The sequence below is a fragment of the Neoroseomonas oryzicola genome, from assembly GCF_012163135.1.
Classification (GTDB): domain Bacteria; phylum Pseudomonadota; class Alphaproteobacteria; order Acetobacterales; family Acetobacteraceae; genus Neoroseomonas; species Neoroseomonas oryzicola.
The window spans coordinates 1-21,271 of sequence record NZ_JAAVUP010000024.1 but is presented as its reverse complement, the minus strand read 5'-3'; the positions used below and the strand labels follow the sequence as shown (position 1 = coordinate 21,271).

Annotated in this window: 21 protein-coding genes; 9 read left to right on the top strand and 12 right to left on the bottom strand. The window is 69.7% G+C overall.

What is annotated here, in order from left to right; all coding sequences use genetic code 11:
- The 6 genes from GWK15_RS25005 to GWK15_RS24980 form a co-directional block, all read right to left on the bottom strand.
- A partial coding sequence (locus GWK15_RS25005) for a hypothetical protein (RefSeq protein WP_168044227.1) occupies window positions 1–304 on the bottom strand: 304 nt, incomplete at its 3' end.
- A gap of 19 nt (window positions 305–323) precedes the next feature.
- On the bottom strand, window positions 324–761 hold the full coding sequence (locus GWK15_RS25000) for a hypothetical protein (RefSeq protein WP_168044225.1): 438 nt from the start codon (window positions 759–761) through the stop codon (window positions 324–326).
- A 156-nt stretch (window positions 762–917) separates the two neighbouring features.
- Window positions 918–1,133 (bottom strand): hypothetical protein, encoded by a 216-nt coding sequence (locus GWK15_RS24995; protein ID WP_168044223.1) that lies wholly within the window; start codon window positions 1,131–1,133, stop codon window positions 918–920.
- Window positions 1,130–1,870: an ABC transporter ATP-binding protein gene (locus GWK15_RS24990; protein WP_338147334.1), complete on the bottom strand. Its 741-nt coding sequence runs from the start codon at window positions 1,868–1,870 to the stop codon at window positions 1,130–1,132. Before GWK15_RS24990 ends, GWK15_RS24995 begins: the two co-directional genes overlap by 4 nt.
- Window positions 1,863–3,089 (bottom strand): ABC transporter permease, encoded by a 1,227-nt coding sequence (locus GWK15_RS24985; protein ID WP_168044221.1) that lies wholly within the window; start codon window positions 3,087–3,089, stop codon window positions 1,863–1,865. Before GWK15_RS24985 ends, GWK15_RS24990 begins: the two co-directional genes overlap by 8 nt.
- Complete coding sequence (locus GWK15_RS24980; RefSeq protein WP_209442415.1) at window positions 3,086–4,315, bottom strand: efflux RND transporter periplasmic adaptor subunit; 1,230 nt, start codon at window positions 4,313–4,315, stop codon at window positions 3,086–3,088. The genes GWK15_RS24985 and GWK15_RS24980 overlap by 4 nt, the downstream gene beginning before the upstream one ends.
- Window positions 4,316–4,877: 562 nt before the next feature.
- Here GWK15_RS24980 and GWK15_RS24975 point away from each other — a divergent pair.
- Complete coding sequence (locus GWK15_RS24975) at window positions 4,878–5,327, top strand: helix-turn-helix domain-containing protein (protein WP_168044233.1); 450 nt, start codon at window positions 4,878–4,880, stop codon at window positions 5,325–5,327.
- Window positions 5,328–5,461: 134 nt separating this feature from the next.
- On the opposite strand, the gene GWK15_RS24970 is transcribed toward GWK15_RS24975, so the two are convergent.
- Complete coding sequence (locus tag GWK15_RS24970) at window positions 5,462–5,836, bottom strand: hypothetical protein (protein WP_168044217.1); 375 nt, start codon at window positions 5,834–5,836, stop codon at window positions 5,462–5,464.
- A gap of 142 nt (window positions 5,837–5,978) precedes the next feature.
- A complete protein-coding gene (gene nhaA / locus GWK15_RS24965) occupies window positions 5,979–7,331 on the bottom strand; it encodes a Na+/H+ antiporter NhaA (protein ID WP_168044215.1) in 1,353 nt (450 codons plus the stop codon).
- A 190-nt stretch (window positions 7,332–7,521) separates the two neighbouring features.
- Here nhaA and GWK15_RS24960 point away from each other — a divergent pair, with 190 nt between their 5' ends.
- From GWK15_RS24960 to GWK15_RS24930, 7 genes are all read left to right on the top strand, one after another.
- The gene (locus tag GWK15_RS24960) at window positions 7,522–8,118 is read left to right on the top strand and encodes an exopolysaccharide biosynthesis protein (protein ID WP_245211897.1); all 597 of its coding nucleotides are present in this window, start codon (window positions 7,522–7,524) and stop codon (window positions 8,116–8,118) included.
- A gap of 63 nt (window positions 8,119–8,181) precedes the next feature.
- Window positions 8,182–8,994, top strand: coding sequence for an Ntn hydrolase family protein (locus GWK15_RS24955; protein ID WP_168044214.1), 813 nt, complete (start codon window positions 8,182–8,184; stop codon window positions 8,992–8,994).
- A 95-nt stretch (window positions 8,995–9,089) separates the two neighbouring features.
- The gene (locus tag GWK15_RS24950; RefSeq protein WP_168044212.1) at window positions 9,090–9,326 is read left to right on the top strand and encodes a hypothetical protein; all 237 of its coding nucleotides are present in this window, start codon (window positions 9,090–9,092) and stop codon (window positions 9,324–9,326) included.
- A gap of 254 nt (window positions 9,327–9,580) precedes the next feature.
- A complete protein-coding gene (gene mgtA / locus GWK15_RS24945) occupies window positions 9,581–12,109 on the top strand; it encodes a magnesium-translocating P-type ATPase (RefSeq protein ID WP_168044210.1) in 2,529 nt (842 codons plus the stop codon).
- 124 nt (window positions 12,110–12,233) lie between these two features.
- A protein-coding gene (locus GWK15_RS24940) for an IS3 family transposase (protein ID WP_408892112.1) occupies window positions 12,234–13,444 on the top strand; the annotation gives its coding sequence in 2 pieces (ribosomal slippage) (window positions 12,234–12,587 and window positions 12,590–13,444; 1,209 coding nt in all).
- A 146-nt stretch (window positions 13,445–13,590) separates the two neighbouring features.
- A complete protein-coding gene (locus GWK15_RS24935; protein ID WP_168044208.1) occupies window positions 13,591–14,826 on the top strand; it encodes an IS701 family transposase in 1,236 nt (411 codons plus the stop codon).
- Between the two features lie 196 nt (window positions 14,827–15,022).
- A protein-coding gene (locus GWK15_RS24930) for an IS5 family transposase (RefSeq protein ID WP_168044206.1) occupies window positions 15,023–15,789 on the top strand; the annotation gives its coding sequence in 2 pieces (ribosomal slippage) (window positions 15,023–15,359 and window positions 15,359–15,789; 768 coding nt in all).
- Window positions 15,790–15,948: 159 nt separating this feature from the next.
- Here GWK15_RS24930 and GWK15_RS24925 read toward each other — a convergent pair.
- From GWK15_RS24925 to GWK15_RS24910, 4 genes are read right to left on the bottom strand one after another with little or no spacing between them, the layout of a single operon-like run.
- The gene (locus GWK15_RS24925; protein WP_168044204.1) at window positions 15,949–16,752 is read right to left on the bottom strand and encodes an ABC transporter permease; all 804 of its coding nucleotides are present in this window, start codon (window positions 16,750–16,752) and stop codon (window positions 15,949–15,951) included.
- Window positions 16,752–17,504, bottom strand: coding sequence for an ABC transporter ATP-binding protein (locus tag GWK15_RS24920; protein WP_168044202.1), 753 nt, complete (start codon window positions 17,502–17,504; stop codon window positions 16,752–16,754). Before GWK15_RS24920 ends, GWK15_RS24925 begins: the two co-directional genes overlap by 1 nt.
- 36 nt (window positions 17,505–17,540) lie before the next feature.
- The gene (locus GWK15_RS24915; protein WP_168044200.1) at window positions 17,541–18,719 is read right to left on the bottom strand and encodes a hypothetical protein; all 1,179 of its coding nucleotides are present in this window, start codon (window positions 18,717–18,719) and stop codon (window positions 17,541–17,543) included.
- On the bottom strand, window positions 18,716–19,918 hold the full coding sequence (locus tag GWK15_RS24910; protein ID WP_168044198.1) for a hypothetical protein: 1,203 nt from the start codon (window positions 19,916–19,918) through the stop codon (window positions 18,716–18,718). Before GWK15_RS24910 ends, GWK15_RS24915 begins: the two co-directional genes overlap by 4 nt.
- A gap of 154 nt (window positions 19,919–20,072) precedes the next feature.
- Between GWK15_RS24910 and GWK15_RS24905 the strand changes: the two genes are divergently transcribed.
- Window positions 20,073–21,020 carry a Tim44 domain-containing protein gene (locus tag GWK15_RS24905; protein WP_168044196.1) on the top strand — a complete coding sequence of 316 codons (948 nt, stop codon included), beginning with the start codon at window positions 20,073–20,075 and terminating at the stop codon, window positions 21,018–21,020.
- Window positions 21,021–21,271 lie beyond the last annotated feature (251 nt).

The window sequence follows — 21,271 nt, the reverse complement described above, 5'->3', positions numbered from 1 at the left end:
AATAGGCGATGGCTTCGAGGCGCGGCACGCCGCCCCAGGCGGGGTCGCAGATGGCGGCCAGTTCCTGCGCCGTCTGGACATGGGTGACGATCGCCGGGGCCGCTGGCGATCCCTGGGCCATCGCCCCCGGGGCCAAGGCCAGGGAGCCGGCCAGCACCATGGCCAATGCAACTGACGTCCTGGTTCGCATGACGACCTCCTTCGTTTCTGCAGCGTCCGGCATCGCGCCAGTGCCTTCGCCTGTTGTTCGGGTTGTGATGAGGATTTCGGGCGAGCGATGCTCGGCGCGGTAGGTTGTCCGCATGTTTTCGGCTCCTTCCCGCTCAGTCATTCTGTCTATTGTCGTGTGTCGGGCGGTTGTAGCGATTTCTGTAATTGCCCTGGTTCTGATCGCGATCCTGATACTGTCGGTAATCGCGGTTCGGAGACTGGCGATAATAGTTCCCCTGCCACGTCTGGCGTGACTGGTTGTAAAGGTAGCCATCCGACCCGCCGCGATAGACGTAGGGTGTGACGAGCCGCCGATCGCCGGTGTAGGCGCCGTACGGTGCCCCGTAGTACCCGTCGTTCACTGGGACGCAGCCACTCAGTCCCACGCCAGCCAGGAGCAGGAGAGCGAAACGCGTTGGTCGCATGGTTGTCTCCTGTGCTTCGGTTGTTTCCAGGCTTGGTCCGGGCAGGCGCAGGGGTCGGTGCGCCACGGACGTCTGCCTGCCCTTGCCGTCGGTCGTCGCATCACCCCATGCCAGCTGCTCCGGCATGGGCCGGTCGCACACTCCGTGCGATCGACCAGCGGCCGGAGGCGCTGGCTAACAGGTTGCAGGGCCTCGCCTGCACCGCTCAGCGACGGTGCCGACGTCCAGGAACCTGACTGCAATAACGCCGCAATGCGCCACGGGGTTTCCTCCCCGACGAATTCAGCCTTTCGCCAGATCCGCAACGATCAACGACAGCCAGCGAGGCTGTAGGAGCAGGGTCGCGCGATGCAGCGACTGCTCCGGGTTCGCAATCTTTCTGCGGTATTCAATACCGCCTGCGCAGATGCGCATGTTGATCTTGCGCAACCGCTGAGCGGGGTGCAGGGAGGGCGAGGCACCGCCCGCCCGGAGCGCCGCCAGCGCCCGCGGCGTCACGACCTCGCTATGCGCCGGAATTCCTCCACCGCGCCATCGGCGACGATCCGCCCGTCCACCACCTCGACGATGCGGTCGCAGCGCTGCGCCAGGCGCGGATCATGCGTGACGATCAGGAAGGTGGTCCGGCTCTCCCGGTTCATCTCCCGCAGTAGGTCGAAGACGCCGTCGGCGGACTTCGTGTCGAGGTTGCCCGTCGGCTCGTCCGCCAGCACCAGGGCCGGGGACATGGCCAGCGCACGCGCGATGGCGACCCGCTGCTGCTGGCCGCCGGAGAGGTTGCCGACGCGGCTGTCCTTCCACGGCAGCAGGCCTACCCGGTCGAGAAGTCGCTCGGCGCTGCGGCGCATCGCCGCGTCCGGCCTGCTGCGGTCGAGCAGCAGCGGCATCATGATGTTCTCGGCCGCCGTGAAGGCCCCGATCAGGTGATGGTGCTGGAACACGAAGCCGATGCTCCGGCCCCGCAGCCGGGTGAGCGCCGCATCGTCCAGGCGCCGCGTGTCGTGTCCCTCGATGAACAGCGTGCCGGCCGTGGGGCGGTCGAGCAGGCCGATGAGGTTGAGCATCGTGCTCTTCCCCGATCCGGACGGGCCGATCAGCGCGCAGAACTCCCCGCGCCGCAGGACGAGGTCGATGCCGTGAAGCACCTCGACCTCGCGCGGCGTGCCGACGCCGTAGGACTTGCACACGCCCTGGAGGCACACGACCTCCGGTGCCATCGCACCGATGTCAGCCACGGATCGCCACCACGGGGTCGAGCCGCGCCGCGCGCAGCGCCGGCGCCATCGCAGCGAGCACGCCGGTTACCGCCGCCAACACGGCCGCGATCACGAAGAGCTGCGGCTGGATGATCAGGGGAAAGAGCTGACTGCCATCGGCCTGCCGGACCGAGGCATGCCACGCCACCAGCGCACCGGCACCCGCAGCCGAGCCGATGAGCGCCCCCAGCAGCCCGAGCACGCCCCCCTGGATCAGGAAGACGCGGAGGATCTGCCCTCGCCTCGCGCCCATTGCGCGCAGGATGCCGATCTCACGCGACCGCTGCACGACCGAGACCACCAGCACGCTCGCGATGCCGAGCGCCACCGAGAGCCCGACCGAGAGCCGGATCACCGTGTTCGAGGTCTGCTGCGCGTTCACGGCCGTGAAGAACTGAAGGTTCGTCCGGATCCAGCTGTCGGCCCGGATGCCCGTCATGCCCTGGGCCAGCTGGGCCACCGTTTCCGCCGCATAGGGGTCGCGCACCGTGATCTGCAGGCTGGTCACGCCGCCGGTGAGGCCCAGGAGGCTCTGCGCCGTGCGCAGCGCGACGAAGGTGCTCCGTTCGTTCACCCCGCGGTTGCCGAGGTCGAAGAGGCCCGTCACGGTCAATGTCGCGTCGCGCCCCGTGGCGGTGGTGACCCGCAGCTTGTCGCCGACACCCACGCCGATCTCGCTGGCGAGGTCGGTGCCAATGACGATGTCCTCGCTGGTCAGCCGCGGCTGGCCGGCAACGATGCTGTCAGGCAATCTGACGATGCGGAAATAGCCTTCCGGCTCGACACCGGTCAGCGTGATCGAGCGGCTGGCCTCACCCCGCATGGCGAGCGCCCCGCCGGAGGCGACCGGCGTCGCCTCGGCGACCTGCGGCATGGCCTGCATCTGCCGCAGCAGCGTCTGCCACTGGTCGATCGAGCGGATACGCTGCGACGGGCGTTGCACCACCGCATCCTGGACGAGGCCCTCCGCCGCGCGAAGGGGCCGCGCGACCTCGTCCGGCGGCAGCAGCACGAGATGGGCCTGGGCGCTCAGCACGCGGCTGAGGAAATTCGCTTGGAGGCCGGTGAGCAGCGCCGACATGAACACGATCACCGCGACGCCCATGGACACGCCGGCGAGGATGAAGATCGTCTGCATCCAGCCATCCCGCAGAAACCGGATCGCGGCGATCCACTCGAAGGGCAGCCAGCTCCTCATCGTGCAGCCATGGTGCGTACCCTGCTGCCATCGGCGACCGCCGCGCTGGCCGGCACCATGCGGTCGCCTTCCTGCAGCCCGTCCAGGATCTCGAGGTACTGCGCCCCGCGCAGGCCGATCCTGACAGGGCGGCGATGCGCCCTTCCACCCTCGATGCGCAAGACCCAGGGCGATGGGCCGGCGGCGTCGTGCACGGCCGAGATGGGCAGGACGAGCACGCCGGCGCGCTCGGCCACCGCGATGTCCACGGACACGGTCATGTCCTGCCGCAGGTAGTCCGGTGGCAGCGGCGTCACGCGCAGCTTCACCTCCACCGAGGCACGATCGGGATCGACCGACGGGTTGATGTAGACCAGCTCCGCCGCAAAGCGCCGGTCCGGATAGGCGTCCGCGGAGGCCGTCGCGTGCTGGCCGATGGCGAGGAGACCCAGGTTCTTCTCGTCGATCTGCACGACGATCTCGATCTCCCCGTTGGGGGAGAGCACCATGAGGACCTGGTTCGGCTGCACGACCCAGCCGCGCTCGACGTTCCGGGCAATGAGCGTTCCGGCTTCCAGCGCCCGGATCTGCGTGTAGTCGAGCCGCGACAGCGCCACGAGCAGGCTCGCATGGGCTTGGCGCAGCGCGGCCTCAGCCGCCACGGCGTCCGTCCCGCCAGGTGCATTGCCGGCGACCTGGGCTTGAGCAGCCCGGACCTGGGCCTGCGCGACGCTGAGGGCGCGCCGCGCATTCTCGAGTTGGACCTGCGTCTCGAAGCCGCCCGTGCGCAGGCTTTCCGCCCGGTCGTACTGCTGCTGCGCGTTGAGCAGGTTCGACTGCGCCTGGCTCAGGTTCTCCCGCGCCACGGGCAGCGTGACCTCGGCGATCTGACGGACCCGTGCCTCGGCCTGGGCCACGGCCGCTTCCGCCTGCGCGACGCTGGCGCGCAGCTCGCTGTCCTCGAGCGTGACGAGGATCCGCCCGGCCTCGACCGCCTGGCCTTCCGCGACGGGAACGGAAGCGACCGTCCCGGTGATCTGACTGCCGATATTCACCCGGTGCGGCGTCTGCACGCGGCCGCTGGCCACGACGCTCTGCACGAGGTCCTGGCGCAGCGCGGTCTGCGCCGTGACGACCGGGCCGAGGAGCCAGGGTACCGCGAGGTAGCCTGCCACGCCGATCAGGACGATGGCGCCAAGGATGCGCCAGCGCGCGCCCCAGAGCGAGCGGCCCAGTCGCCTCGCCACGGGCAACCGGCCACCGTCGTTCAGTTCCGGTGGACCCGCCGCGCGTCCGACCACGGCGGGCAATCCTGCCGCGGCGCCCTGCGACGCCGGCGCGTCACATTGGTCAGGGGCCGCAGGCCGCGGCAGTGGATCGGACGGCATCGCGGGTCTTCATGTCCTCGCGGGTCAGGGTCCCGTGCACGATAGTGGGGATGTGGCGCGACCGACCGCAAATCTCTATGCCTGGATGCCCGGTTTACCCCGCGCCTCGGCAAGCCGAGAGAACCGGGCCCACCCCGGCAGCCGACATCGTGGAAAGATTTTGTCGGTCGGTCGGAAACCATCACGCTGTCTCGCGCGTTAGACACCAGACGCAATGGGCCAGGGGCGAGGTACGACGATGAAGTCTGTGGCCGGACAAGCCGAGGGACGTACCTCCGCCGCGGAAGGCGGGGCCCTCCGTCCCGATGATCGTACCGGCCCCCGCAGCGCGCTGCCCTTCCGATTGGCTGCGCTGGCCGAATCATCCGTCGACACTGTCGCCGGACGCCAGGACCGCGCGCCGGATGGTGGCGGTGCCACGATGCGGCACGCGGTGGTCGCGCCCTCCGAGGACGTCCGCCGGCATGTCTCGCATCCCATCGACGTGCACGTCGGGGCCCGGATGCGGCTACGACGCCGCTTTCTCGGCATGAGCCAGACCAAGCTGGGCGTTGCGATCGGGATCACGTTCCAGCAGGTCCAGAAGTTCGAGCGAGGCACGAGCCGGATCGCCGCCAGCCGGCTGCACGACGTCTCCCGCGCCCTCGACGTGCCGGTCTCCTTTTTCTTCGACGCCTTGCCGGCGGAACCCGGCGGCCTTGCCGTGGTCTCGCCCGGACAGGGGAACGCCGAGGCGCGGAACGACCTGCAGCCCGGCGAGATGCACGGGCGCGAGACATTGGACCTGGTGCGCGCGTACTACACGCTGGCGGATCCCGCGGTGCGCAAGCGGATCCTCGAGCTCGTGCGGAGCCTAGCGCCAGCCGGGTAGTCACATCCGGCGGCATCCCGCTGCATCCACCTTCCGCGTGGCCCGGTGCTGCGCAAGGTTCCGGGTTTTCCAACCGCGCTGGGCGAGGGCATCACGCGTCGTGCTCTGCGGCGACGCGGGATGCCGAGCGTGCCTTACCGCTTCATCGCGAGCGCCTCGGCTTCCCAGGGACCGCGGACGAATGTCTCGACCTCGAACGTTCCGTCGTCGGCCCAGAGGACGCGCAGAACCTCTGCGCCTGCACGCCATACTGTGAGCCCGTAGGGCAGTTCCGCCGTCTTCCGCTGTCTCTCGAGTGCATGCCGATAGCCCGGCGACGATGCTTCCTCCGGCGACAGATCGTTGAACGGCGTCCAATGTTCGAAGATCCAGCCTTCGGTCCGCAGCGCGATCACACGGACCGCGCCATGCTGGACCTCCAGCACACCTCGAGCACGGACCAGCGGAACGAGGTGGTCGCGTATCGCTAGCGGGCGGTCGTCGCTGGACGATGCGAGCGTCAGGATCATGCGTCCCTCCACACAAGCTTGGCGACGTGGTCACCGGGAAGCTGCAGACATCAGTTGATCGGCATAGCCAGATCCCGAATTCCGGCACACGGATGAAGTCCGGGGCATGAGTCCGCTGGATCGTCTGGAACGCCGAAAACTCCTAGCCACCCGAGACAAGGACGGGTGTACGGCCGTGACGGCCCAGCAAAGCCAGAAACGCCAGGCCAGTCGCTGCCGAAATCACGGACGCAGCAAGGATGCCGAGCTTCGCGGCCTGGAGCTGTCCACCTTGGAATGCAAGCTCCGCGATTAGCAACGCCATGGTGAAGCCGATGCCGGCGAGTATGCCTCCGCCGGCAAGCATCCCCCAGCCGAGCGTCTTCGGCCGTACCGCCATTCCCGAACGAACCGCTAACCAGGCGAATCCCACGACACCGACCGGTTTGCCAAGGACGAGTCCAATCATCACCGTCAGTGCGAGAGGTTCCGCCAGACCGTCAATGGAGAGCGGCACGCCGGCGTTGGCGAGCGCAAAGAGCGGCATGACGCCGAAAGCTACCCAGGGGTGTAGGGCCATCCCGAGACGTTCGACAGGAGACAGCGTCTCCTGTGCCGCCTTGCCCGCCGATCGCAAGACCCGGCGGTCCGCAGTGTCGCCGCTCCAATGGTCGCCAGGTGGATAGGCCAGGACACGCTGCAGGATGGCGCGTAACCGTCGGTCGCTGACCCAACCTCGGGTCGGTGTCAGGAGACCCAGCACCACCCCGGCCACCGTGGGGTGGATTCCCGACGCGTCGATGGCGATCCAGATCAGGCTTCCAGCCACAATGTAGACGGGGACTGTCCGGACGCCGAGCAGCGCCAGGCCACGCACCGCCGCAATGCCCGCTCCTCCTGCCGTGAGCGCCGTCCAATCGAGTGTACCGCTGTAGCCCGCCGCGACCACGAGGATGGCGCCGATGTCATCGACGACCGCGAGCGAGAGCAGGAAGATGCGCAGCCGCTGCGGCGCATTCCGTCCCAGAAGAGCAAGGCAGCCGATGACGAAGGCCGTATCAGTTGCCATCACGGTGCCCCAGCCGTGCTCGCCTGGCCGGCCGAATTGCGACGCGAGATAGATCCCCGCCGGTACGAGCATACCGCCCGCCGCGGCGGCAATCGACAGTGCGGCAACACGCGGCTCCCTGAGTTCGCCAAGGACCAGCTCGCGTTTGAGTTCCAACGCGACAACGAAGAAGAACAACGTCATCAGACCATCGTTGATCCAACCGCGAAGCGAGCGCTCGAACACGATGGCGCCAGCGCGCACGCCGAGGGGCGTGTCCCAGAAGGCGAGAAATCTCTCAGCCAGGGCCGAGTTGGAAAGCGCAAAGGCAAGGATGGCGGAGAGCAGGAGTACGACACCACCGGCGGCCTCGATACGCAGGAACCGACCGAGCGGTCCGACAAACCAGTCGATAGCCTCCCGCGGCAACGCGTTGAGCCGTGGTTCAGCCTTCTGGCCCTGATCCATGCCGGCCACCCACCTTATCTTCACCCTCAACATGGTGATGACGCCGCGTCGCTGCAGTGCACGCGGGGTGAAATCCGATCTGTGCGTCAGTGAATGACGGCTCCACGCTAGCGATGGCCACAACCAATGCATGGCGCGCACGTACATTCGTTGATCCGGCGTCACTGCGCGGGCCTAAGGTGGCTGCACCATGACCCTGCGGCCCCCTACCTCCTTCGCGCTGGAAGCCATGCTCGATGCGATCCATGCTGAGAAACACGTCACGGTCGAATGGCTGATGGAACGCCTTGGCGACCGTTCGTTCGGGATCCTGCTTCTCCTCCTGGCCATTCTTGGATTGCTGCCTGGCGTGTCGGCGATCGCAGGGATCATGCTGATGGTTCCGGCCATGCAGATGATCATGGCCCGCCAGGGACCGGTCTTTCCCCGTCAAATAGGCGCCTGGCATCTCGAGGCGCAGAGCTTTGCGGCAATCCTTCGTCGTGTTGTGCCTGTGCTGCGCTGGTTGGAGCGCTTCATCCGTCCTCGCTGGCCGACGCCGTTCGAGACGACGAAGCGGGTGATCGGCGCCGTTGTGTTCCTTCTCGGCGTCAACCTTCTTGTTCCCGTACCACTGAGCAACGTCCTTCCCGCCCTGGCGATCACGCTGATCGCCTTCGCCTATCTGGAGGAGGACGGCGTGCTGCTCTGCGCCGCGCTGGTGATGGCGCTGGCCATCCTTGGAGCAACCGGCATGCTGATATGGGGCGCGACGAGCGCTGCGGGTCGGTTGCCGAGCCTGCTCTGACGTCGCCGCCGGGCCCCAGCTGGGACTGCGACGGGAGGCGAGACTGGATGAAGGGAGCTAGTCGTGACTGTCATTGTCTCCGTGAAGATCAACGACGGCGTCGTCATGGCAGCCGACAGTGCGGGCTCCATGGAAAGCGGACAGATCTATGCGCACGCGCACAAGATCGCGAACTTGTGCGAGGGCCTGCCCGTCGGCGTTATGTCGACCGGTTCGGGTGGTGTCGGAAACGAGTCCGTGGAGACTCTCCTGAAGGATCTGCGGCGACGTCTTGTGGGGTTGGACCCAGCGTTCCGGAATTGGCGCCTCGATCCGCTGACCTACACTGTCGAACAAGTCGCGACCCGACTGCGCAGCTTCCTTTTCGAGGAGAAGGCCGCGCTTTGCAGCGATCCGACGAGTATCCGGCTGCGCGTCTGCGGTTACTCCGCCGGCTGTTCGCTCGCCGAGATATGGGAGGTCAACCTGACGAACCACACCTGCCCCCCACCGGCTTGCATCATGAATGAGAAGAGCTTCGGCGTCATGTGGGACGGGCAGTACGAGGCATTGAACCGCCTCATTCTGGGCGTTGGCTTCGACACCGAGGCTGCGCTCATCCGGCACGGAGTAGCGCCGCAACAGGCGGCGGCGTTGCAGAAGGGGCTGGTCCAGGATCTCTATGCAACACTCGCTGTCCCCGCGATGCCGATCCAGGACGCAATCGACCTGGCGCGCTTCCTCGTCGAGACGACGATTGGATTTGTGCGCTTCGCGGTCTTCCTTCCGAAATCGGTGGGTGGCGCAGTGGAGATCGCGGCCATCACGAAACATGAGGGCTTTCGCTGGGTCCAACGGGAAGGATCTGACGCGGTCAAAGAGGATCGCCGATGCTGACACTCGTACGTGGACAGCACTCCACAAGTCCAGCTCTTGGTGGCGTTCCCTGATGTGGTGATCGAGGAAGCAAGCGTTAGATTAGCTGGAGCCTGGTGTTCGAGTGGTGGCACTTGGTGCCCGAGCGGACGATGCTGGGCGTGGTGCACACCGAGGCAACCGCGGTGCTGGCTCCCAATGGCGCCGAGAAATCCATGCTTCTGAACAGGACGCGGCCCCCGCCACCGTCGACGCGCGGATCCGACGCGCGGCCTGGCAAGGTGATCGCGATGTTGGAAGAGGTACTGTCGAAAGATCGCGTGCTTGGAGCGCCACCCGACCTGATCGAATGAATGCGCTTCTCCCAAGGGGCGGCGATCTGATCCGTGGCTTTCCGTCGGAGTGGCTTCGCTGAAAACCTGATCTTCCTCGTGCCGGCACCAGCCTGATCCCTGACGCAATCCCTCCGCTACTTCCCTTGCTGCGAGCAACACCGCCAAGGCAGCGCGGCGCACGCAAGACCTTGATGTGGGGCGAGGGAATGGCCGGTCGGCGCGCGCAGTAACTCGGGTCTGCTCTGATCAGCCTTGTCCGCTATGCTGCCGCCATGACCGAAAAGACACTGTCGGCCGAACGGTTCTGGACGGTCCCCCAAGGGGCCATGCTTGCGCGCCTCGGCAGTGGTCCCATGGGGCTGGGCGCCGTCGAGGCGGAACGGCGCCTCGCCGAAACTGGCCCCAATACGGTTGCGGACCGACCCCGACTCGAGATCGCCGCGAAGATCGGCCGGCGGCTGATCGAGCCTTTGGTTGCCATCCTGCTGGTCGCCGCACTCGTCTCCGGCCTGACTGGGGACTGGCCCGGCTTCGTGATCATCGCCTGCATCGTCGGCGTGTCGGTCGGACTCGACGTCGTGCAGGAACACCGGGCGGAACTGGCCGCCGCGCGCCTGCGTGACAGCGTCGCCGTCAAGGCGTCGGTGCGGCGCGACGGTCAAGTGGTGTCGCTCCCGGTGGAGCGGATCGTCCCCGGCGACGTGGTGGAACTCACCGCCGGCGGCTTGGTTCCGGCCGATGGCATCCTGCTGGAAAGCCGCGGTGCCCAGGCCAACGAGGCGCTGCTGACCGGCGAGCCGTACCCCGTCGGCAAGCGAGGCGGCGTCAGCGAGGCCAGCAGCCCGGCGGACGCCTTCAACGCGGTCTTCGCCGGCACCGCGATCGTCGCCGGCGCCGCCACCATGCTCGTCGTCACCACGGGGCGCGCGACGCGGCTCGGAGGTGTCGCGGCGTCGCTGGCCGCGAGGCGCCCGCCGACCGCCTTCGAAAGGGGGCTCCACGGGCTTGGCCTGCTGATCCTGCGGCTTACGGCCTTCCTGGTGCTTCTGGTGCTGCTGGCCCATCTGAGTTTCCAGCGCCCGCCGCTCGAGAGCTTCCTCTTTGCCATCGCGCTCGCCGTGGGCCTCACGCCCGAGCTCCTGCCCATGGTGACCACGGTCACGCTATCTCGCGGAGCGATGCGGATGGCGCGCAAGCGCGTGGTGGTGAAGCGCCTGGCAGCGATCCACGACCTGGGCGCGATGGACGTGCTGTGCACCGACAAAACCGGCACGCTGACTGAGGCCAGGATCGCGCTGGCCGATGCAACCCGGGCGGATGGCGCGCCATCGTCGCGCGCGCTCGGCCTTGCCTCGCTGAATGCCGGGCTCGCGAGCGGCATGCCGAGCGCGCTGGACGCCGCCATCCTGCGGGCCAATCCGCCAGCGCCCGGCTGGCGCGCCCTGGCCGAGGCGCCCTTCGAATTCGAGCGGCGGCGCTCTGCCGTCCTGTGCGAAGGGGAGGGCCAGCGCCTTCTGGTGGTGAAGGGAGCGCCCGAGGCGGTGCTGGCGGTGTGCACCGCGATGGAAGGCGCGGATGGCACAACGCAGCCGATGACCGATGCGCTGCGGGCCGAACTCCTGGCCCGCGCGGATGCCAGGGGCGGCGAAGGGCTGCGCCTTCTCGGCATCGCTTGGCGGTCCATGGGGCAGGACGAGACAATTGAAGGCCCGCACACCGAGGCCGATCTCGTCTTCGCGGGCTTCTGCGGCTTCCTCGACCCGGCGAAGGCATCCGCGGTTGATGCCGTGGGACGGCTGGGTGCGTTGGGTGTGCGAGTGAAGATCGTCTCGGGCGATGCCGCGCCCGTCCTGCTGCACTTGGTGCAGACGCTCGGCCTGCCTTGCAAGGGCGTGCTCACCGGGGAGGATATCGAGGCGCTGGACCATCCCGGACTGGTCGCGCGCGTGCAGGACGTGGATCTCTATGCCCGCGTCTCGCCGGACCAGAAGCGGCGCGTCATCCTGGCGCTCAAGGCGAACGGTCATACCGTGGGCTTCATCGGCGATGGCATCAACGACGCACCCGCCATTCACGCCGCCGATGCCGGGCTGTCCGTGGAGGGTGCGACCGAAGTCGCGCGGGCGGCCGCCGACCTGATCCTGCTCGCACCCGATCTTGGCGTCCTTGCGGAAGGCGTCGAGGAAGGCCGGCGAACCTATGCCAACATCATGAAATACGTGCGGATGGGCACGTCCTCCAACTTCGGCAACATGTTCTCGATGGCGACAGCCTCGCTGTTGATCCCGTTCCTACCGCTGCTTCCGGCGCAGATCCTGCTCAATAACCTGCTCTATGACCTGTCGGAGATGGGCATCCCCTTCGATTCGGTGGACGCCGAGGATGTGGCTAAGCCGCATAGCTGGGACATGGGTGCGGTGCTGCGCTTCACGCTGGTGATGGGGCCGCTCTCCTCCGTCTTCGACCTCGCGACCTTCGGCATCCTGCTTTGGGGCTTCGGCGCGACGCCTGAGGAGTTCCGCACCGCCTGGTTCATTGAGAGCATGGCGACGCAGGTGTTGGTGATCTTCCTGATCCGCACCCACGGACGGGCCTGGAGGACGACGGCGCCGCATCCGGCGTTGATCGCGACATCGCTGTCCGCGCTGGCAGCGGCCTTTGCACTAGCGCTCGGCCCGCTGGCGCCGGTGCTGGGCTTCGCGCCGCTGCGGGGCGCGCTGCTCGCGGTGATCGCCGGTCTGGTGCTCGGCTACCTGGTGGCGGCCGAGGCGTTGAAGCACCTTGCCGCACCCAGTCCCTGAGGATTGCCCGCTGATGACGCAACTGAGCGCACTCGCCAGACCTCATACCGCGTGGTGAAGCGGCCCCGGAATTGACCGGGCACGGTCTCCAACTCCCGTAAGGGTTAGGAGTATGACCGTGCGTATGACTGACGCTTCCGAGAAGGTGGAGGTCATCACCTCCGTGCAGCGGCGCCGGCGTTGGAGCGCCGCCGAGAAGATGCGGATGGTCGAGGAGAGCCTGGAGCTGGGCGCTTCGGTCAGCCTGGTCGCGCGCCGCCACGGCGTGAACCCGAACCAGCCCTTCACCTGGCGCCGCTTGGCCGCCCATGGCGCCTTCACCGCCGCGGCGGCCGGCGAGGAGGTGGTGCCGGCCTCGGACTACCGCGCGCTTCAGGAGCAGATCCGCGAACTGCATCACCTGCTCGGCAAGAAGACGCTCGAGGCCGAGATCCTGCGCGAGGCGCTGCAGCACGCCGATCCCAAAAAAGGATTGCTGCTGCGCGGGCCACTGCCGCCGCGCGACGGTTCCCGGTGAAGGCGGTGGCGAGGACCCTCGGCGTGGCGTGCTCCAGCCTGGCGCCGAAGCCTGCGCCGGCACGACGCCGCGGCCGGCCGCCCGCGCCGGAGGACGATCTGCTGGCGCGGATCACCGCGATCGTCGCGGCGCTGCCGAGCTACGGCTATCGGCGCGTGCACGCCCTGCTGCGCCGCCAGGCCGAGGAGGTGGGCCAGCCATCGCCCAATCACAAACGGGTCTGGCGGATCATGAAGGCCCACGGCCTGCTGCTGGCCCGCCACGCTGGAGGCACCGAGCGCCGGCACGACGGCCGCGTCGCCGTCCCGGAGCGCAACAACCGCTGGTGCTCCGACGGCTTCGAGATCGCCTGCGACAACGGTGAACGCGTCCGCGTCGCCCTTGCCCTCGACTGCTGCGACCGCGAGGCGATGAGCTTCGTCGGCACCACCGCCGGCATCTCCGGCGACGACCTGCGCGACCTCATGGTCGCCGCCGTCGAGCGGAGATTCGGCCGCGTGAACCGCCTGCCGCAGCCGATCGAATGGCTCAGCGACAACGGCAGCCCCTATGCCGCCCGCGATACCAGGACATTCGCCCGCGACATCGGCTTGCTGCCAAAGACCACGCCGCTCGAAAGCCCGCAGAGCAGCGGCATGGCCGAGGCGTTCGCCCGGACCTTCAAGCACGACTATGTCCGCGTCGGTGACTGCGCCGATGCCCAGACCGCCCTGCGTTCCCTGCCCGCCTGGTTCACCCACTACAACGAGGTACACCCACATCGCGCCCTGGGATACAGGTCCCCCAAGCAGTTCATCCGTGCCATCCTGACAACCTGACCTGCCCGTTCTTTCGGGGGCAACAACAGGTTAATGGGCCCTGAGCCTAGCACTACTTTGGCAGAAAATGTGCTGAGCTGATCGATTTCGGATTCCCTTGGCCTGCGTTGCGTGATTCATGAGGGGTCGGCTTTGGGGAGCCGATCATGGGGAGAGAGGCGGTTGGCACGGGCTGGCAGGCCGAACTGGAGCATTGGCTCGCGCCCTTTCTCGTCAGGCTCGTGCACAAGGCGCGGCAGCGGATGTGCCCGCTCTACGTTGCCGGCCTGATTGGCCCTGGTGACCGCAAGAGCATTCAGCCGATGGCCGAGCGGCTTGGGCTCGGAGCATACGATCGGCTCCATCACTTCGTCGCGGCTGGCACCTGGGATGCGGCGCCGCTCCTCGAGGAGCTGACCCGCAAGGCCGACGACGTGCTGGGCGGTGACGATGCGGTGCTGGTGGTGGACGACACTGCCCTGCCCAAGAAGGGCAACGCATCAGTCGGCGTCGCGCCGCAGTTTGCCTCGGCGCTGGGCAAGCAGGCCAACTGCCAGACCCTGGTCTCGCTGACGCTGGCCAGAGGCGAGGTGCCGGTGATGGTGGGGCTGCGACTGTTCCTGCCCGACAGTTGGACGGGAGATCCGGAACGGATGCGGCGCGCCGGTGTGCCGGCGGAGTTCCTGGCGCCGCGCAGCAAGCCCGAGATCGCCATTGAGGAGATCGACCGCCTGCGGGCCGCCGGCCTGCGTTTCGGCGCGGTGCTGGCCGATGCGGGCTACGGCCTGAGCGCCCCGTTCCGCCAGGCCCTGAGCGCGCGCGGCCTGCGCTGGGCTGTCGGTATCCCCCGCCACCAGAAAGTCTATCCGGCGGATGTCGCCCTGATCTTTCCCGTTGCCGGCCGTGGCCGACCGCGTCAGCGACACATCCCCGATCAGAAATCGCAGGCAGCCGAGGCGATCCTTGCCGAGGCCCCGTGGCGCTCTGTCTCCTGGCGCCGCGGCACCAAGGGACGGCTGTCGGCACGGTTCGCGGCCCTGCGCGTGCGCATTGCCGACGGCCCGCCGCAGCGTATCCGCGACATGGGCGCCCAGCATATGCCGGGTGAGGAGGCCTGGCTCGTTGGGGAACGACGCGCCGGCGGCGAGCAGAAGTACTATCTCTCGAACCTGTCCGCCGACACTCCGCTGCGCGCGCTGGCGGCCGCCATCAAGGCGCGTTGGGTCTGCGAACAGGCGCACCAGCAACTAAAGGAGGAACTCGGCCTCGATCACTTCGAGGGGCGCTCCTGGACAGGGCTGCATCGCCACGCGCTGATGACGATGCTCGCCTACGCATTCCTGCAGACGCAGAGGCTCATGGCGGCGAAGGGGGGAAAAACGCACGTCAGGACCACCGCCTGAGCCCAGCCTCCCTGCCCTCCGCCGAGCCATCCAGCAGCACTTGTTCGGCATATCCCACGGCCGATGTCCGCACTGCAGTCGCAGCCTCGGCCTCCGCCTCAACCCCTTTCTGCCAAAGTAGTGCTAGGGTCTGGACCCATTAATCGCTTGGATCGACGCGGCGGAGCGTGATTCTGGGTGTGGTGGAGGTGCCACGATGCCCACGCCGCCGTTCCTGCTCTCGGTCGCCCAGATGCGGCGGCTGTCGCCGCACTTCCCACTTTCGCACGGGATCCCTCGCGTGGATGACCGAAGGGTGCTCAGCGGGATCATCTACGTCATCCGCCATGGCATGCAGTGGCGGGACGCACCCACCGCCTACGGCCCGCACAAGACGCTCTACAACCGCTTCATCCGATGGAGCCGCATGGGCGTCTTCGACCGGATCTTCGCTGCTCTTGCCGCCGAGGGCGGCCCGCCTGGGCGGCTGATGATCGACAGCACCCATCTCAAGGCGCACCGCACCGCCGCCAGCCTGCTTCAAAAGGGGCTTTTCCCCGCTGTATCGGACGCACCAAGGGTGGCCTGAACTCCAAGCTCCATGCCGCCTGCGACGGGCAGGGGCGGCCCGTCGTGCTCCTGCTCACCGAGGGCCAGGCCAGTGACCATCTCGGCGCCGCTCTCATGCTGCCCCGCCTCCCAGCCGGGGCGCGGGAACTGATCGCCGACCGTGGCTACGACAGCGCCCGCTTTCGCGATGCCCTAATCACCCAGGGCATCGCACCCTGCATTCCCTCAACGCGAAGTCGCAAGCAGCCCATTCCTCACGACGCCTTGCTCTACCGACAGCGCCATCGCATCGAGATCATGTTCGGCAGGCTCAAAGACTGGCGCCGCATCGCCATGCGCTACGACCGCTGCGCACACGCCTTCTTCAGCGCCATCACCCTCGCCGCAACCGTCACCTTCTGGCTCAATCAGTGAGTCCCGAGCCTAGGCGAGTTCGGTGTAGTTGGGTATGAGCCTCCGGACCACCCCGCCAAAGGCCGAAAGGCCTTTGGAATCCAGGACCCGGGTTCTCGCGGTCCAGGGGGCCGCAGCACCCTGGTAGGGTGGCTTGGAGGGGCAAGGCCCCTCCAATCCTCATTCCCCGATGTTAAGCAACGCCCCCCGCACCCGCGCCTGGTGAAACTGCGCAAGGAAGATCCACGCGGCCAGGGCGAGCCACACGCCGTCCAGCGCCACCGCCCAGGCCAGGTGGTCCCAGGCGATGCGCCCGTCGATCAGCGCCGCGCGCATGCCTTCGAAGACATGCGCGGCGGGGATGGACAGCGCGACCGGCTGCAGCCAGGGCGGCAGCACCGCGACCGGGTAGAACACCGCCGCGAAGGGCGCGATGCCGAAGGTCACGCCCCAGGCCAGCGCCTCGGCCCCCGCGCCATGGCGCAGGATCAGCGCGGTGACCGCCAGGGCCACGGCCCAGCCCATCGCCATCAGCGCGAAGACGAAGACCACCAGCACCGGCCCGATCCTCCACACGCCGAAGCCGTAGAGGACGAAGGCCAGCACGATCGCCGGCAGCACGGCCGCGACGGTGCGCAGCACGCTCATCGCCGCGAGGCCAGCGACCATCTCCCACGGCCGCAGCGGGGAGACGAAGATGTGCCCCAGGTTGCGCGACCACACCTCCTCGAGGAAGGAGATCGCGAAGCCCATCTGGCTGCGCAGCGTGATCTCCCACAGCAGCACGCCGCCGAGCAGCACGCCGGCCGCGATCGTCGCCGTGTTCTGCTGCACGCCGGCGAGGTAAGCGGTGATGAAGCCCCAGACGACCATCTGCAGCACGGGCCAGTACATCAGTTCCAGGACACGCGGCCAGGACCGGCGGTAGAGCGCGAGGTGCCGGTAGACCAGGCCCCAGATGCGTCGCAGGGACGAAGCGCCCATCACTGCACCTCCGCCCGCTCGCGCCCGCGCGCGATGTCGAGGAAGACCTCCTCGAGGTCGTCGCGGCCGTACTTGGCGAGCAGCGCGGCGGGGCTGCCTTCATCCACCACGCGCCCGCCCTTGAGCATCAGCACGTTGGAGCAGAGCCGCTCGACCTCGCCCATGTTGTGACTGGCGAGCAGGATCGCCGCGCCGGTCTCCGCGCGATAGCGCTCGAGCGCGCTGCGCACCCAGTCGCCGGTATCGGGGTCGAGACTCGCGGTCGGTTCGTCGAGCAGCAGCAGCGCAGGCTTGTTGATCAGGGCCTTGGCCAGCGCGACGCGCGTCTTCTGCCCCGCGCTGAGCTGCCCCGCCGGACGGTCGGCGAAGTCGCCGAGGTCGAATTCGGCGACGAGGTCCTCGATGCGCCGTTCCATCTCCGGCACGCCATACAGATGGCCGTAGACGCGCAGGTTCTCGCGCACCGTCAGCCGGTGCGGCAGCGCGATGTAGGGGGAGGAGAAGTTCATCCGCGCCAGCGCGGCGAAGCGGTCCGTCGCCATGTCGTGGCCGAGCGCGAGCACGCGCCCCGAGGACGGCACCAGCAGGCCGAGCAGCATGGCGATGGTGGTGGACTTGCCCGCGCCGTTGCCGCCGAGCAGGCCCCAGGTCCCCCCGCGCGGCATGGTGAAGCTGAGCCCGTCCACGGCCGGCCTAGCGCCGGGGGTGTAGGTCTTGGTGAGGCCCTCGACGAGCAGCGCCGGCGTTTCCATCCCGCCCATATCGGACGGCGCGGGTGCGCCGCCAAGTCACGAGGCCGGGCGGCGGCTTTCGATCAGGCGGCCCTGGAACAGGGTGACGCCCATCTCCCAGCCCCAGGCGATGGCGGCGGGACGGTCCACGCCGCCCAGCACGACGGCGTCGGGTGCCGCGGGCAGCACGGCGCGCAGCGCCTCGGCCCCCAGGCTGCCGAGCGGCGGCAGGCCCGGCGACCAGCGCAGCCGCACGCGGTCGAGCCCCGCCCGCGCCGGCGGCAGGCCGAGCAGCGCCGCCGGGCCCGCTGCGTCCAGCATCGCGCGGTGCCCGCGCACGGCGAGGAAGTCCCGCGCGAAGGCGAAGCCCGCAGGGTCGGCGACGGCGTCATCGGCGGCGATGGCGACGGTCAGCGCGCCGCGCAGCCCCGCCGGCCACAGCGCGTCGAGGCGGAGGAACTCGGCCGAGGTCACCGCCTCGATGCCGAGGGCGAGGCAAAGCGGACCGATGTCGCGCAACTCGTCCGCGCGGGCGAGGCCGGCGAGCAGCCGGCGGTCGATGGCGCGGCGGAAACGACGCGCGAGGGCGGGCGCGGCGGCAAGGTCGCAGCCCGGCAGCAGCGTGGCCGCGACGTCCCCGGCGGCGATCCGGCGGTCCTCCCACAAGGGATCGGGCGCGCCGCCGGCCGGCGTCAGGCGGCAGACCTTCCGCCGGCGCAGGAAGGCGGTCATGTCGGCGGTAAGCAGGGCGCGCTCGGCCTGGGCGATGGCCGCACCGTCCGGGGCGCGCCCGCCCGGCGGCCGCACGGCGCGCGCGGCAGCGGCGAGGCCGAGCGACTCCTCGACCGCCGCCAGCACCGCCGCCGCCTGGTCGGGCAGGCGCAGCAGGGCGAGCGCGGCCTCGGCCTCCGCCGGTTCGAGCATGGCGGCGAGGGCAGCATGGGCGGCGGCGAGGCCATGGCCCGGCGGCGCTTCCACCGCCGCCATCCCGGCGCGGGGCAATTCGAAGGACCGCACGCGGGAGGACCGGCGCAGCCCCGCCCAGCCTTCACGCAGCAGGGCGACATGCGCAGGGCGCCGCCTGGCGGGGGCGAGGCGTTCGGGGCGGAGGATCAGCACGCGGCGCTCGGCGCCGGCGGCGATGGTCTCGCGCACCAGGGCCGCGAGCGCGACCGCCCCAGCCGCGCCCGGCGGGGCGCCGAGGGCGCCCAGCACCGGCACCTCGGCCAGCATCATGGCGGCACCAGCCCGCCGAGGCGCGGCAGGTCGCCGCAGCCCGCGCGGCCGTCGGGCGTCGCGGCGGCGCCGCGCGCGGCGCAATGCGCGCGGGTGCAGCCCCCGCCATGCGGGCAATCGGCCATGCGCGTCGCGGCCATCAACGCGGCGATCCAGGGCCCGGCATAGCGGGCGATGCCCATCGCAAGGCCCCATTCCAGCGCCTCGGGCCCGTCGCAGCCGGTCAGCACCAGGCGCGCGGGATCGGTGCGGCGCAGCGCGGCGGCGGTGGCGCGACCGGGAAAGGCGGGGGACCAGCGCAGCAGCAGCAGGTCGGCGGGCAAGGCCTCGGGCGCCAGCAGGCCGAGCGTGGCGGCGTCGAGGCCGCGCACGGCAAGGCCCCAGCCGGCGCGCGCCAAGCCGGGTCGGCGCGCGGCGAGGCCTTCGGCGAGCGCCTCGGACGGGGAGAGCACGGCGATCAGGGCGGCTGGCGGGGGCGGGTCGTCCTCCTCGGCCGGTGGGGCGTCGGGCAGCAGGGCGGCGGGCAGGTCGACCAGCAGCGGCACCGGCGGCGCGGCGCCCAGCAGCCCGGCGCGCTGCGCCGGATCGGCCAGCAAGGCGAGCAGCCGCGCCCGCAGCCGGTCGCGCGCATGGCGGGCGAGGTCGCGATCCTCCGCCGCGGCGCCGAGATGCGGCGCCAGGGCGGCGCGCGACAGCCGCAGTCGCAGCAGGGCGAGGCGCCGCGGCAGGCCGGCGGCGATGTGCAGCACCCCGTCTCGGCGCAGCAGCGCAGGCAGCGGCGCGGCGTCGGCCGCGTCCTCGATCCCGGCGGCGGTGGGCGCCACCGGCCCGGACGGCGGCACCGGCCCGAGGCCCGGCAGCGCGGCGAGCGGCGCCAGTTCCTCCGGCACGGCGAGCCGGTCGGGCGCGGCGCCGAGCAGGCGGGCGAGCAGCGTCGCGGCGCGCTCGGCGGCGGGCGGGTCGGCCTCGGTCAGCAGCAATTCGCCGGTGGCGGCGTGCAGCACGGCGCCGCCACGCCCGGACCCGGCCTCGGCCAGCAGGGCGATGGCGACGCGGCGGCGCGCGGCATCCGCGGGGGCGGCGACACGCAGGGCGATGCGGCCGGGCGGGCCGCGCAGGGCGCGGCGGATCGCCTCCGCCCCCGGCCCGGGGGGAAGGACCGTCGCATCGACGGCCGGCGAGACATCCTGCGGCGGCATCCCCTGCATCCTGCGGAGGCACGCCGGAACCGCCGGCGCGCCGCCCTATGCTGGGGGGCGCGGGTGAAGGAAGCGTATGTGACGGATCCCCATCGAAAAACGCCGCGCGACCCGCTATATTGCCGAAAGTTCACGTCCGGAGACGCCAAGACCCATGCGCCGCACTGGCCGCTTCCTCACCGCGCTCGCCGCGCTCGCCCTGGTCCTCGTGCCCGTGTTGGCCGAGGCGCGCCCGGGCGGGGGCAGTTCCTCGGGCAGCCGCGGGAGCCGCACCTATTCCGCGCCGCCGCCCACGCAGACCGCGCCGTCCGGCGCGCAGCGTTTCGACCGCACGGCGACGCAGCCCTCCTCCCCCGCGACCGCGCGGCCGGGCATGGCGCCCGGCGCACAGCCGAGCCGCGGCTTCTTCGGGTCCTTCGGCGGCGCGCTGCTGGCCGGCGGGCTGATCGGCGCGCTGCTCGGCTACGGCCTGTTCGGCGGCGGGGCGGGCTTCGGCGCCGTGCTCGGCATGCTGCTGCAGGTCGCGCTGATCGGGCTGCTGGTGATGCTGGTCGTCCGCTTCTTCCGTCGCCGCCAGGCGCCGGCGGTGGCGAGCGGCCCGCAGGGCTACGCCTTCCAGCCGCAGCCCGAGCCCAAGGCCTTCGGCGGCGCGGGCGGGATGAAGGCGGCCGCGCCGGTGGATGCGCCGCTCGCGATCGCCCCGTCCGACTACCAGGCCTTCGAGCAGACGCTGAAGGACATCAACGCCGCCTGGTCGCGCCGCGACCTGCAGGGGCTGCGCGCGGTCGCGACGCCGGAGATGGTGTCCTACTTCGCGCAGGACCTGCGCGACCTCGAGGCGCGCAACTGGCGCAACGAGACGCGCGACGTGCGCCTGGAGCAGGGTGACCTGGCCGAGGCCTGGAGCGAGGAGGGCGAGGACTACGCCACCGTCGCGATGCGCTTCTCGATGCTCGACGCCACCTTCGACAACGCGACCAACAAGGTCGTGGAAGGCAGCACGACGCAGCGGACCGAGGCGACGGAGCTCTGGACCTTCGTGCGCAAGGGCCCGGGCGGGAAGTGGATGCTGTCGGGTATCCAGCAGACGCAGCCGGCGTAACGACCGTCGGTGGAGAGGAGCGCTGCCCCTCTCCAAACCTCACCCCGCCAGGGGGCTGCGGCCCCCTGGACCGTGGTTGACAAGGTATTGGTTTCCAAAGGCCCTTCGGCCTTTGGTGGGGAGAGGTGCGGGGGGGGGGAAGGCCCCTCTCCCGCAGCCCTCCGGCCCCCTCGCACCCCTTCGCGCGCCGGCTCTCCGGCACCCAGGCCCCGTCCATGGGGCCGGGGTCGGTCGCCCCCTGTGGCCTCTGT